The sequence below is a fragment of the Nonomuraea rhodomycinica genome (assembly GCF_013363995.1).
Taxonomy (GTDB): Bacteria; Actinomycetota; Actinomycetes; order Streptosporangiales; family Streptosporangiaceae; genus Nonomuraea; species Nonomuraea rhodomycinica.
Genome location: NZ_JABWGO010000011.1, coordinates 50,004 through 63,320, shown reverse-complemented (window position 1 = coordinate 63,320; position 13,317 = coordinate 50,004). Strand labels below are relative to the sequence as shown.

General features: G+C 71.4%; 11 protein-coding genes. 6 read left to right on the top strand and 5 right to left on the bottom strand.

The annotated features are described in order from the left end of the window. The first annotated feature begins 44 nt into the window (after positions 1–44). From HT134_RS34110 to HT134_RS34095, 4 genes are all read left to right on the top strand, one after another. On the top strand, positions 45–3,731 hold the full coding sequence (locus HT134_RS34110) for a multifunctional oxoglutarate decarboxylase/oxoglutarate dehydrogenase thiamine pyrophosphate-binding subunit/dihydrolipoyllysine-residue succinyltransferase subunit (protein WP_175604605.1): 3,687 nt from the start codon (positions 45–47) through the stop codon (positions 3,729–3,731). 132 nt (positions 3,732–3,863) lie between these two features. Then, entirely contained in the window at positions 3,864–4,040 is a 177-nt protein-coding gene (locus HT134_RS34105; RefSeq protein WP_175604604.1) for a DUF6104 family protein, read from the top strand. Positions 4,041–4,176: 136 nt separating this feature from the next. Then, positions 4,177–4,977 (top strand): DUF4097 family beta strand repeat-containing protein, encoded by an 801-nt coding sequence (locus tag HT134_RS34100; RefSeq protein WP_175604603.1) that lies wholly within the window; start codon positions 4,177–4,179, stop codon positions 4,975–4,977. Further along, positions 4,974–5,711 carry a PadR family transcriptional regulator gene (locus HT134_RS34095; RefSeq protein ID WP_175604602.1) on the top strand — a complete coding sequence of 246 codons (738 nt, stop codon included), beginning with the start codon at positions 4,974–4,976 and terminating at the stop codon, positions 5,709–5,711. Before HT134_RS34100 ends, HT134_RS34095 begins: the two co-directional genes overlap by 4 nt. Positions 5,712–5,802: 91 nt before the next feature. Here HT134_RS34095 and HT134_RS34090 read toward each other — a convergent pair whose 3' ends face one another. The 5 genes from HT134_RS34090 to HT134_RS34070 form a co-directional block, all read right to left on the bottom strand. Continuing rightward, positions 5,803–6,630, bottom strand: coding sequence for an oxygenase MpaB family protein (locus tag HT134_RS34090; protein ID WP_175604601.1), 828 nt, complete (start codon positions 6,628–6,630; stop codon positions 5,803–5,805). Between the two features lie 64 nt (positions 6,631–6,694). Further along, positions 6,695–7,651, bottom strand: coding sequence for a zinc-binding dehydrogenase (locus HT134_RS34085; RefSeq protein WP_175604600.1), 957 nt, complete (start codon positions 7,649–7,651; stop codon positions 6,695–6,697). A gap of 9 nt (positions 7,652–7,660) precedes the next feature. Beyond that, entirely contained in the window at positions 7,661–8,548 is an 888-nt protein-coding gene (locus HT134_RS34080) for a hypothetical protein (RefSeq protein WP_175604599.1), read from the bottom strand. Positions 8,549–8,657: 109 nt separating this feature from the next. Then, on the bottom strand, positions 8,658–10,094 hold the full coding sequence (locus tag HT134_RS34075) for a TLP1 C-terminal extension domain-containing protein (RefSeq protein WP_175604598.1): 1,437 nt from the start codon (positions 10,092–10,094) through the stop codon (positions 8,658–8,660). Between the two features lie 115 nt (positions 10,095–10,209). Then, positions 10,210–10,467 (bottom strand): SSI family serine proteinase inhibitor, encoded by a 258-nt coding sequence (locus tag HT134_RS34070; RefSeq protein ID WP_217708715.1) that lies wholly within the window; start codon positions 10,465–10,467, stop codon positions 10,210–10,212. A gap of 300 nt (positions 10,468–10,767) precedes the next feature. Between HT134_RS34070 and HT134_RS34065 the strand changes: the two genes are divergently transcribed. Together HT134_RS34065 and HT134_RS34060 are read left to right on the top strand one after the other, a co-directional pair. Further along, positions 10,768–11,862 (top strand): trypsin-like serine peptidase, encoded by a 1,095-nt coding sequence (locus tag HT134_RS34065; protein WP_175604596.1) that lies wholly within the window; start codon positions 10,768–10,770, stop codon positions 11,860–11,862. 199 nt (positions 11,863–12,061) lie between these two features. Next, entirely contained in the window at positions 12,062–13,228 is a 1,167-nt protein-coding gene (locus HT134_RS34060) for a trypsin-like serine peptidase (protein WP_175604595.1), read from the top strand. Positions 13,229–13,317 lie beyond the last annotated feature (89 nt).

Genomic DNA, 13,317 nt, shown 5'->3' with positions numbered 1-13,317 from the left:
TCTCTAACATCAACGCCGATCTGCGGAAGAGGGCGATTTCCGCCGTGTCGTCTGAGTCGTCGCGGGCAAACCCGCTGGCAAGCTTTGGTCAGAACGAGTGGCTTGTCGACGAGCTGTACCAGAAGTACCTCCAGGATCCCGAGTCGGTGGACAAGGCCTGGTGGAACTTCTTCGCTGACTACAACCCTGACTACGGACCGGGCCGGACCCCGGCCAGGGAGGCGGCGAACGGCACGGCTACCGCGCCTTCTCCCGCACCCGTCAAGACGGCGGCTCCCCCCGCCGCCACCAAGCCCGCCGACAAGCAGGCCGTCAAGCCCGCCGACAAGGCGGTCGAGAAGCCGGCCCAGCCCGCCATCCCGGCGCCCAAGGGCGCCGAGGAGGTCAGGCTGCGCGGCGCCGCCGCGCGCACGGCCGCCAACATGGACCTCTCGTTGACGGTCCCGACCGCGACCAGCGTCCGCGCCATCCCGGCCAAGCTGCTCATCGACAACCGCATCGTGATCAACAATCACCTCAAGCGGGGTCGCGGCGGCAAGGTCTCCTTCACGCACCTGATCGGCTACGCGATCGTCAAGGCGCTGAAGGCCATGCCGGAGATGAACCACTCCTACGCGGAGATCGACGGCAAGCCGACCCTGGTCAAGCCCGAGCACGTCGGCTTCGGCCTGGCCATCGACGTCCAGAAGAGCAACGGCGAGCGCCAGCTCCTCGTGCCGTCCATCAAGGCCGCCGAGCAGATGGACTTCCGCCAGTTCTGGATGGCGTACGAGGAGGTCGTCCGCAAGGCCCGCGCCGGCAAGCTCGGCGTCGACGACTTCACCGGCACCACGATCTCGCTGACCAACCCCGGCACGATCGGCACCGTCCACTCCGTGCCCCGCCTCATGCCCGGCCAGGGCACGATCATCGGCGTGGGCGCGATGGAGTACCCCGCCGAGTACCAGGGCGCCTCCCCCGAGACGCTCTCGCGCCTGGCCGTCTCCAAGGTCATGACGCTGACCAGCACCTACGACCACCGGATCATCCAGGGCGCCCAGTCGGGCGACTTCCTGCGCCAGATCCACCGGCTGCTGCTCGGCGAGGACGGCTTCTACGACGAGATCTTCGAGGCGCTGCGGATCCCGTACGAGCCGGTCCGCTGGGTGCAGGACGTCTCGGCCTCCCACGACGACGACGTGTCGAAGTCCGCCCGCGTGATCGAGCTGATCCACGCCTACCGGGTGCGCGGCCACCTCATGGCCGAGACCGACCCGCTGGAGTACAAGCAGCGCAAGCACCCCGACCTCGACATCCAGTCCCACGGCCTCACTCTGTGGGACCTCGAGCGGGAGTTCGCCACCGGCGGCTTCGGCGGCCGGCCGCTGATGAAGCTGCGCGAGATCCTGGGCGTGCTGCGCGACTCCTACTGCCGCACCGTCGGCATCGAGTACATGCACATCCAGAACCCCGAGGAGCGGGCCTGGATCCAGGCGCGGGTGGAGAAGCCGCACGCCTCGCCCGACCGCGAGGAGCAGCTCAACATCCTGTCGCGGCTCAACACCGCCGAGGCGTTCGAGACGTTCCTGCAGACGAAGTTCGTCGGCCAGAAGCGCTTCTCGCTGGAGGGCGGCGAGTCGCTGATCCCGCTGCTCGACTCGGTGATCAGCGACGCCGCCGACGAGGGCCTCGACGAGGTCGTCATCGGCATGGCCCACCGCGGCCGGCTCAACGTGCTGGCCAACATCGTGGGCAAGTCGTACGCCCAGATCTTCGGCGAGTTCGAGGGCAACATCGACCCGCGCACGGCGCACGGCTCCGGCGACGTGAAGTACCACCTGGGCGCCACCGGCGAGTTCAAGGCGCCGAGCGGCAAGACCATCACCGCCTCGGTGGTGGCCAACCCCTCCCACCTGGAGGCGGTCAACCCGGTGCTGGAGGGGGTCGTCCGCGCCAAGCAGGACCTCCTGGAGCGCGGCGAGGAGGGCTTCACCGTCCTTCCGGTGCTCATCCACGGCGACGCGGCCTTCGCCGGCCAGGGCGTCGTGGCCGAGACGCTCAACCTGTCGCAGCTGCGCGGCTACCGCACCGGCGGCACCGTGCACGTGGTGGTCAACAACCAGGTCGGCTTCACCACCTCGCCGGCCTCGTCCCGGTCGAGCGTCTACGCGACCGACGTCGCGCGGATGATCCAGGCGCCGATCTTCCACGTCAACGGCGACGACCCGGAGGCCGTGGTCCGCGTCGGCCAGCTGGCCTACGAGTACCGCCAGACGTTCCGCAAGGACGTCGTCATCGACCTCATCTGCTACCGCCGCCGCGGCCACAACGAGGGCGACAACCCCGCCTTCACCCAGCCGCTGATGTACGACCTGATCGACGCCAAGCGCTCGACCCGCAAGCTCTACACCGAGGCGCTGATCGGCCGGGGCGACATCACGGTCGAGGAGGCCGAGCAGGCGCTGCGCGACTACCAGGCCAAGCTGGAGCAGGCGTTCACCGAGACCCGCGAGGCGGCCAAGAAGCCGCTGGAGGCGGGCGCGATGCGGGTGCCGCCCACCGAGGTCGTCAAGTGGTCGCACGACGACACGCCCACGGCGATCAGTGACGAGACGCTCAAGCGCATCATCGACACCCAGCTCAACCTGCCCGAGGGCTTCACGCCGCACCCGCGCCTCGCGCCGGTGATCCAGCGCCGCGGCACGATGGTCGAGCAGGACGCCATCGACTGGAGCACGGGTGAGACGCTGGCCTTCGGCTCGCTGCTCATCGACGGCCACCCGGTGCGCCTGGTCGGCCAGGACTCCCGGCGCGGCACGTTCACCCAGCGCCACGCGGTGCTGGTCGACCGGCTGACCGGGGCCGAGCACACGCCGCTGAAGACCTTCAACCAGGGCACCACGAAGTTCTACGTCTACGACTCGCTGCTCAGCGAGTTCGCGGCGCTCGGCTTCGAGTACGGCTACAGCGTGGTGCGGCCGGACGCCCTGGTCGCCTGGGAGGCGCAGTTCGGCGACTTCGTCAACGGCGCCCAGACGATCATCGACGAGTTCATCTCGTCCGGTGAGCAGAAGTGGGGTCAGAAGTCGGGCGTCGTGCTGCTGCTGCCGCACGGCTACGAGGGTCAGGGTCCCGACCACTCCTCGGCCCGCATCGAGCGCTTCCTGCAGGTGTGCGCGCTGGACAACATGACGGTCGCCCAGCCGAGCACCCCGGCCAACTACTTCCACCTGCTGCGCTGGCAGGTGGAGTCGGGCCGGCACCGCCCGCTGGTGGTCTTCACGCCGAAGTCGCTGCTGCGCCACAAGGCGGCCACGTCCAAGGCGAGCGACTTCACCTCGGGCACCTTCCAGCCGGTCCTGTCCGACACGACCGTCGACCCGGCGAAGGTCACCAAGGTGGTCCTGTGCTCCGGCAGGGTCTTCTACGACCTGGCGGCCAAGCGTGACGAGAGCGGCCGTGACGACGTCGCGATCGTGCGGCTGGAGCGGCTCTACCCGTTCCCGGCCGAGGAGCTGGCCGCCGAGCTGGGCCGCTACGGCCGGCAGGCGCAGCTCGTCTGGGCCCAGGACGAGCCGGTCAACATGGGCCCGTGGCCGTACCTCGCGCTCAAGCTGGCCGAGGACCCGCAACTGCTCGGCGGGCGTCCGCTGAGCCGCGTGTCCCGTCCGGCCAACAGCTCGCCCGCGGCCGGTTCGCACAACGCCCACGACAACGAGCTGCACGAGATCCTCAACCAGATCTTCGGCTGATCGGTTCCACCTGAGACCCTCGCCGGCTTCGTGCCGGCGGGGGTCTCGCCTGTCCAGCACCCGGTCAGGAGCGGGGCCGGAGGCTGACTAGAGTGAGATGTCCCGGCAGCACGACGAGGGAAACGGAGCGCGATGTACTTCACCGACCGGGGGATCGAGGAGCTGGTCGACAGGCGCGGCGAGGAGGAGGTCAGTCTCCTCTGGCTGGGTGAGCGGCTGCGCGAGTTCGTGGACCTCAACCCCGAGTTCGAGGTCCCGATCGAGCGGCTGGCCACCTGGCTGGCGCGCCTCGACGACGAGGACGAGTGACGCCAGGCCGCTTCGAGGGTCAGGCTGCCTTCCGGCGCCCGCCCGGCACGCGTAAACGCGATACATCTTGAGTTTCGGCGAGACGCGACATATCGTGTCTTAGGGAACCAGCGTGCCGCCAGGAAGGGTGGGGACCATGCAGCAGTGGACCATCGACGACCCCCGTCAACTGACGTTCGGGCCGGTGAGGTCGCTCGACGTGCGGATCGTGTCGGGCCGGCTCGCCGTGCTCGCCAGCGACGGCCCGCCCGTCCTGGAGGTCACCGAGATCGTCGGCTCGCCGCTGATCGTGACGTACGACGAGGAGGCCGGCGAGCTGTCCGTCACCTACAAGGACCTCACCTGGGACGGCATGCTGAGCTGGCTGCGCAAGACCCGGCGCCACACCGTCGCCACGCTGACCGTGCCGAAGGACTGCCAGGTCAAGGCGGGCGTGGTCAGCGCCTCCGCGGTCATCGCCGGGTTCGAGAACCTCACCTCGGTCAAGAGCGCCTCCGGCGACGTCGTGCTCGACGGCGTGAGCGGCGAGGTGAGCGCCGGCACCGTGTCCGGGCAGGTGGAGAGCCGGGCCATGGTCGGCGACCTGTCGTTCACCAGCGTCTCCGGCGACCTGACCGTCGCCCACGGGATGCCGCGCCGGCTGCGCGCCAACAGCGTGTCGGGACGCATCACCGCCGACCTGGAGCTGCGGCCCACCGGTCATGTGACGCTCACCAGCGTCTCGGGTGACATCCTGGTCAGGCTGCCCGAGGACGTGGAGGCGGACGTGACGATCCGGTCCACCTCCGGCCGGCTGGTCAGCACGTTCGAGAAACTGTCCAACCAGAGCCTGCCCGGCGCGAAGTCGCTGTCGGGACGGCTCGGCGGCGGGATGGCCTCGCTGTCGGCGACGACGGTCTCCGGCGAGGTCGCGCTGCTCAAGGGGGAGAAGGAATGAGCCCTGTCTTCGGTCATGGCCGCCTGCGGCTGTACCTGCTGAAGCTGCTGGACGAGAGCCCACGCCACGGCTACGAGGTGATCCGGCTGCTCCAGGACCGTTTTCTCGGCGTCTACTCGCCCTCCCCCGGCACCATCTACCCGCGCCTGGCCCGCCTGGAGGAGGAGGGGCTGGTCACGCACGAGGTGGTCGACGGCAAGAAGGTGTTCTCGATCACCGACAAGGGCCGCGAGGAGCTGAACGACCGCCTCGACGAGCTCGACGACCTGGAGCAGGAGATCTCCGCCTCCGTGCGCGACATCGCGCGGGAGGTCAAGGAGGACGTGCGCGACACGGTCAAGTCGCTGCGCGAGGAGCTGACCCGGATGGCCAAGGACGTGCGCGTCGGCTCCCCGGAGGACCTCCGGCGCACCCGCGACCGGCAGAAGGCCGACTTCGAGCGGCTCAAGCGGGAGCAGAAGCGGCAGTGGATGGAGCACGCCGGGCACTGGCAGGGCGAGAGCCAGCGGCTGACGTCCGAGTGGCGCCGCATCTGGGCCGAGGTGTGGTCCTCGCTGGGCGGCGCGCCGGGCGCGCGCGCCGACCTCGACGCCGAGCTGGGCGGCATGCTGGCCGACTTCGTGGCCCAGGTGCGCGAGGAGGCGTCCGGGACGAGGCTGGACCGGGAGCGGCTGGAGCAGGTGCGCGCGGCGCTCGACGAGGCGTCCGGCCGCATCCGCGACACGCTCCGGTGACGGCGGGTCACGAACAACGGGGCACGAACGCCGGGACACGAACGGCGCGTCACGAACAACGGAGCACGAACGCCGGGGCACGAACGGCGCGTCACGAACGGCGGGCGGCGCGGCGGGCGCGGCAGGCGATCGGCATGTAGCGCAGCCGCTCGGGCAGCCGCGGCGTGATCGCGGCCACCGCCCGGCCCAGGTGACGCAGCCGCCGCTCCTCGCGCGCCGACCAGCGCAGCCCCAGCCTCTCCCGTACGGCCGGCGGCAGCGTCCCCACCGTGACGAACCAGGCGAACTCCCCCCATCCGGCGCCCACCGGCGCCCACAGGTGGCGCAGCGGCGCGGGCAGCCCCGGAGGCGGCGGCGTCGAGCGCAGCAGGGCCAGCACCTCGAACGCGGTCGGATGCGCCTCCAGCCGCCCGGACACCATGCCGTCGAAGTACCGCCAGAACGCCTCCACGTCCGCGGGCATCTCCCGCTCGGGCACGCGCAGGAGGCCGCCGATCCGCCGCGCCTCCGCGTACAGCCTGCGCTCGCCGTCCGGGCCGTACGGCACGCCGAAGAGGCGGTTGAGCGTGACGTACCGCTCGAACAGCGACAGGTGGACCCACGCCCACGCCTCCCCGCTCAGCGCGTGGTAGGGGCGGCCCCGCTCGTCCACGCCGGCGAAGCTCCGGTGCAGCTCGCGCAGCCGCGCCCCCTCGGCGGGACCGGCCTCTCCCCCGTACACCCAGGTCTGGGCGGAGGAGAGGGTGCGGGCGAGCCTGCCCCACGGGTCGTCGCGGAAGGCGGAGTGGCGCGCCACGGCGGCGCCGACGGCGGGGTGCATGGTCTGCAGGACCAGCGCGCTGCCGCCCACGAGGAGGTTGCGGTACTCGCCCGCGGTCTCCCAGTGCAGCGAGCCCGGCCCGAGGGGTTCGACGGTCATGGCGACGCCTCCCGGCCGAAAGGGGGCTTTCTCCCCTTTCGTACCCCTCGGGCGAGGGCTTGCCTCAGGCCGTGAAGACGATCTTGCCGAACACGTCGCCCTCGGCCAGCGCGGCGAACCCGTCGCGGGCCTCGGCCAGCGGCAGCGTCCGGTCGATCACCGGACGGACCCCGGTCTGCTCCAGGAACACCGCCAGGCGGCCGAGCTGGTCGCGGGTCCCCATGGTGGAGCCCACCACCGAGAGCTGCAGGAAGAAGACGCGGTTGAGGTCGGCGGGCGGCACCGCACCGCTGGTCGCCCCCGACACCACGACCCGGCCGCCCGGCCTGAGCGACTTCAGCGAATGGTCCCAGGTGGCCTGGCCGACGGTCTCCATCACCGCGTCCACCCGCTCGGGCAGCCGCGCGCCGGTCTCGAAGACCTGGTCCGCCCCCAGCTCCAGAGCCCGTTCCCGCTTGTCCGCCGAGCGGCTGGTGGCCCACACGCGGTACCCGCCGGCCCGGCCGAGCGCGATCAGCGCGGTCGCGACGCCGCCGCCGGCCCCCTGGACGAGCACCGTCGAGCCCGGCTGGAGTCCCGCCTTGTCGAACAGCATCCGGTAGGCGGTCAGCCACGCCGTGGGCAGGCACGCGGCCTGCTCGAAGGTGAGCGCGGCCGGCTTGGGCACCAGATTGCGGCGCGGCACGGCGACCCGCTCGGCGAAGGTGCCGTCGTGGAGCTCCGACAGCAGCGAGCGCTTCGGGTCGAGCGTCTCGTCGGCGCCCGCGCCGATCACCGCGTGCACGATGACCTTGTTGCCGTCCTCGTCCACACCGGCCGCGTCGCAGCCGAGCACGATCGGCAGCCGGTCCTGGCGGATGCCGACGCCCTTGAGCGTCCACAGGTCGTGGTGGTTGAGCGCGGCGGCCCGTACGGTGACGGTGGTCCAGCCGTCCGGGGTGGACGGCTCCGGCCGCTCGCCGAGCGTCAGCCCGGCCAGCGGATTGTCGGGATCGGTCTGTGTGGCGGTTACGGCGAACATGGCCGCACCCTACTTCAGCGTGATCCGGATCTCCTTGACCGCCCGCTCGACGAACGCGGCCGAGCCGGAGGCGGCGATCTGCACCCCGCCCCGGCAGGCGGTGCGCGACGGCCGGCCGCGCCGGTCGATCATCATGGGCGCCGGCGACGCCTCGTCGCACCCCGGCGCCAGGATGAGTCCCACGACGTCGCCGGCCACGCCGCCGAACCACAGCTGCGGCCCGACCGGGTCGCCCCGCACGGTCTCGCCCGGCCGGGCCAGGCGGACCGGGTCCGTGGCGGTCAGCACCAGGTAGCCGCCCTTGGTGACCCTGCCCCTGATGTGCCCGGCCGCGGCCATGCGCTGCTCGAAGGTGAGCCCCTCGGGCCGGTCGTACAGCGCGAGGCGCCAGTCGCCGAACGCGAACAGCAGCACCTGCCCGTACGAGCCGCTGCCGGGCTGGCGCGGCCACAGCTGGACGTCCGGGGTGAGGTTGCGCAGGGGCTGACCGCCCTTCGACACCTCGGCCTCGCCGCCGTACGGGGCGGACATGCGGCGGTACTGGCCGGCCACCCAGGCGCCCTGGAACGGCCGCGAGCCGAGGGCGGCGAGCCCGAGCCGGGCCGGGTAGCGGACCTCGGCGGGGGTGCCGTCAGGGAAGACGACCCGGATCACCTCGTCACCGCCCTTGGTCCTCGGCGTGGCGAACAGCACGTTGGGCGTGGCCCTCGTGGTGGTCATGGGGGCGGTCGAGGGGGCGGTCCCGTGTCCGGCGACGCCGGGCTCCGGCTCGGGGTCGCGGCCGGCCAGCAGGCCGGCGACGGGGATGGCGAGCAGGGCCGCGAGCACCGCGATGCCGGTCCAGCGCCGGCGGCGGTGGTGCTGGCCGGCCTCGATGACGTCGAACTGATCGGCCACGGCGGTCCTCGTGTCGGGCGGGCTCTCGCCTTCGGCCCCAGTTCATTCCAGGGACGGGGTGCGGCGCATTCACCTGATCGCCACATTGACCTTCCCCGGAGGGACTCGGTCACCAGGTGGCCGTGTTCACCCGCCCGTCGGAGGCCAGCCGCACCGTCTCGCCGACCAGCTCGCGCGCCTCCGCCTCCGCCATCAGGCCCGGATCGTGGACGAGCGCGTGCGCCCGGCCGCCGCCGGGGAGGTCCACGACGAGGATGCCCCGCTCGGCCGTCCCGTCGCGCCCGTGCGCCACGGTGTAGCCCGCGACGACCGCCGGGCCCTCGTACACGTCGGCGATCGCGACCGGCTCGGCGGTGAAGACCGGGCGGCCGTCGCCGAGCGCGCCTCCCGGCTCGGTGGACCAGATCGCGCAGGCGTGCTTGGTCAGGTGCATGCCGACCGAGGTCACCAGGCCGTGGCCGCCCCGCGCGCGCAGCAGCCCGGCCATGGCGGCGGTCGAGTGGAGGACGTAGTCGCTGGCCGGGCCGCCCGCGTACGGCAGCCCGCCGGTCACCGTGAGCCCGCGCGGGTCGAACGGGTCGAGCCCGGTCGCGTCGCACGCCTGCCGCAGGGCGACGGCGAAGCAGCTGTACACGTCGAGGGCGTTCATGTCGCCGAGCCCGAGCCCGGCCCGGGCGAAGGCCGCCCGCGCCGCCCGCGCGATCGCCCGTGACGAGCCGAGCGCGGGCCGCGCGGCCACCTCCCAGGTGTCCTCGGCGTACGCCCAGCCGCGCAGGTGGATCCGCCGCTCCTCCGGGACGCCCAGCCGGTCGGCCAGCCCGGCGCTGACCAGCACCACCGCCGCGGCCTGGTCCACCTCCAGCACGGCCACGGTGTCGCGCGTGTACGGCCAGCCGACGAACCGGCCGCCCGTCAGCTCCTCCGGGGTGCGCGGGACGCGGCGCCAGGCGTACGGGTTGGCGGCGGCCACCTCGGTCATGGGGGCCATCATCCGGGCCCGGTCGGCCATCTCCTGCTCGAGGGTCCAGCCGAGGGCCGCCCGCCGGGCCGTCTCCATGATCGCGTACGTGTGGACCGGCAGGAACAGCCCGTGCGCCAGCTCGGCGGGATGCGGCGGGCGTTCCCAGCCGTAGGGCGGTTTGGGGACCGCCGGGTGGCTCCACGGCACGCGCTCGCCCGCCTTCCGGTAGGCGCGGCGGGTGGCCAGCGCCTCGGCGCCCACGACGAGGGCGCAGTCGAGCCCGCCAGCGGCGATCCGCGCGGCGGCCTCGCCGATGAGCAGTTGCGGCGCCGTGCCGCTGACCTTGGAGTACGCGGTGTGCCCGGGCGCCGCGCCGAGCCGTTCGGCCAGGCGTCCGGCGGGGTCGTCGTACTGCCAGGAGTCGGTGTGGACCACCTGGATCGAGCCGAGCCGCCGGGCGGGCAGCCGGGCGTCGTCGGCCGCGGCCCGCGCGACCGCCTCCCACAGGTCCAGCGGCTCGGGACCGGGCTGCTCGCGGACGGTCAGCTGGGCCGCGCCGACGAGGCAGGGCGTGCGTGGGTCCATGCCGCCATGAAAGCAGAACGCGATTCGGTGCGCTTCCCCCGGAAAGCGGCGGGGACCTCGGCGCGCGGCCGAGGTCCCTGTCGCTTTCGGAGCTCGTGGTCGGAGACGCTCGTGGTCAGAACTGGGAGAGCGGCCCCATCGCCGCCTGCATCTGGCAGCTGTTCGAGAACGTGCGTTCGTAGCGGACCGGGCGGCCGCCCCAGACGCCGAGCGCCGAGACGCGCACCGGGTTGTACTCCATCGTGCAGACCGCGTCGGTCCGCGAGGGCAGCCGGGCGGGGTCGCCGCCGGCCCTTTCGAGGGCGACGCACGCGGGCTTGGGCGAGCGCTGCCGGCACGACAAGACGGTGCCCTTGTCGCCAACAATGATCACGAAAACCCTCCGATCCGTGTCACGAGAGTGAGTCTCGGCCAGGGCGGGCGTGGCGGCGAATGCCGTACAGGAAAGCACGGCGAGACAGAGAAGTCGACGCATGCTCGCAGCCTGCCTCGGCCCCTGACCTGCGGCAACGACCGACACGTGGGAGCAGTCTCACCTATCCGGACGGCCTACTTGACACCATCCTTATGGGACACAAGTCACGCTTGATCAGATAACGAATCTTCATCTGAGCTGCAATACAGTCAGTTGATCTGGAAAAATCCACCTTTACACCCCAAGGAAGGCATTTCCATGATCCCCCCGGTCCGGCGACTGGCAGCCGTCGCGCTCAGCGCGCTGCTCGCGCTGCCCGTGCTCGGGGGGACGGCGTTCGGGGGGACGGCGTACGCGCGGGCCGAGAGCTGGGTCTACTCGGTGACGCTCACCAAGACCGCCGCGGACGTCCAGAAGGTGGCCGCCACCTGGAAGCCGGACGTCCTGAAGAACGCCGACAGCTACAGTCCCGCGACGCCGGGCTCGCAGTCCTCCACGAGCGCGGGCGCCACCGCCGTGCCCAGCGAGCAGCTCACCCCCGCCAAGAAGGCCAAGGTCCCGCTCAGCGTCTCGCCGGAACTGCCGGCCAAGGGCACGACCGCCCGGACCATGGGCAAGGTGTACTTCCGGTTCGGGACCAAGGAGTACTGGTGCTCCGCCAGCGCGGTGGCCGCCAGGAACCACAGCGTCGTCGCCACCGCCGCGCACTGCGCCTACGACGCCCGCCAGGCCAAGCCGGCCGACTCGTGGATCTTCGTCCCGAACCCCGGCCCCAACGGCGAGACGCCCGACGGCATCTACGTCGGCGCGGAGATCAGCATGCACGAGCACTGGCCCGGCCGGGGTGACTACGACTACGACTACGCGTTCGTGACCGTGCATCGCGGCTTCACCTGGGCCACCGTGGGCGGCAAGCTCGTCATGAAGGACGTCGGCCGCCTCCAGGACAACGTCGGCGGCCAGGGCCTGGCCGTCGCCAAGGGCGTGGGCAACCGCGTCACCACCTTCGGCTACCCGGCCGGCCCGCAGCCCGACGGCACCCGGCCGTTCGACGGGCGCAAGCTCCTGTCGTGCACGGGCAGCACCCGCTGGACCGTCGCCCCCAGCCGCGACCTGCAGTACGGCGTGCAGATCGAGCCGTGCAACTTCACCGCGGGCGCCAGCGGCGGCCCGTGGCTGATCGACTACCAGCCCGCGCAGGGCCTCGGCTCGCTGAACGGGATCAACAGCCTGACGTGGAACCGGGACGCCAAGGGTGGCTACGACGCCATGTCCACGCCCAACTTCACCCTCGCCACCGGCGAGGTCTACCGCCACGCGGCGGCGGTCACCACCCCCGCAAATGTGACGTAACTTACACGTAGCGTGGCAACCCCCGCGGTGATCAGCCACGACGTGATCTCGAAAAGATCACGACCGCCTCATCGGCGGATGACATGAGCTTCGCGAAATTCACAGGCGCGGAGTCAGACCGATAGGTTCCCGGCTGTCCGTCTGCTGCACCGAGGGATGTACGGAACCCCGGCAGCACAAGGCAAAGCCTGGAGTTACCTTGAAGCGAATCCTCCTCCCGACCGGTGGCGTCGTCCTGGCCACCGGCCTTCTGGCCGCGGGCCTCACCGGCACCGCGCAGGCCCGAGCCGACATCGCCACCGACCCCATGGCCCGCAACACCTCGCAGGCCGCCTCGGTCGCCTCGTTCTGGCTGGCCTCCAACGGCGCCGCGCTCCGCTCCGCCACGGCGTACGACTGGGATGCCAAGGAGGTCCGGAAGCTCGTCTCCAAGGGCGGCTACACCGCGGACGGCAGCCCCGGCACCGCCGCGCCCATCGGCGAGGACAAGAAGCCCATCGGCCGCGCGCAGAACGTCAACCTGCCCAAGACGGTCGGCAAGGTGTTCTTCGTGGACGGCTCCGGCAAGTTCCGCTGGTGCACGGCCACGTCCGTGCAGTCCAACTACCGCAACCTGGTCGCCACGGCCGGCCACTGCGTGTACGACACGGACAGCAACAAGGACACGATGAGCAACTGGGTGTTCGTGCCCGGCTACTACGAGGGCAAGGCGCCGTTCGGCATCTACGTCGGCAAGCAGGCCTTCACCCACAGCGACTTCGACGTCTACGAGGACTACGACCGCGACTACGCGTTCGTCACCGTCTTCAACGGCATCGCCTTCGAGGGCGTCAAGCAGGTGGACCGCAAGGACTTCGAGCGGTTCAGCGGCCCGAAGCGCAGCTGGGGCGGCCACTACTACATCCTGCTGTCGAAGGACGCGGGCCGCCTGGGCGACAACGTCGGCGGCCAGGGCGTGGCCTGGAACCAGCCCACGGGCAAGACGGTGCGCGCGTTCGGCTACCCCGCCGGCCCGCACCCGGACGGCAACCGCCCCTACAGCGGCGTGACGCCGAAGTGGTGCTACGGCGCGACGACCGGCAAGGCCGTGGGCGCCCCGTGGCTCAAGATCGAGGAGCACGTGGGCCTCAAGTGCCCCGTCACGCCCGGCTTCGACGGCGGCCCCTGGCTGAGCAACTACAGCAACAGCAAGCGTCTGGGCTACGTCAACGGCGTGACCAGCACGTTCGCCGACCAGGACGGCAACGACCGCATCGACACCATCACCTCGCCGTACTTCGACGGTGAGACGGCGTCGATCTACAACGCGGCCAAGAACGTGTGGTCCGGCAAGATCGTCGGCTCGAACGGCGAGCTGTACAAGTAACACCCCGCTCGACGGAGGGGCCCGGCTTCGGCCGGGCCCCTTTTTCGTGCCCGCGGTTTGGCTCGCGGGAGGGTGGGGAGGGGTCGAAA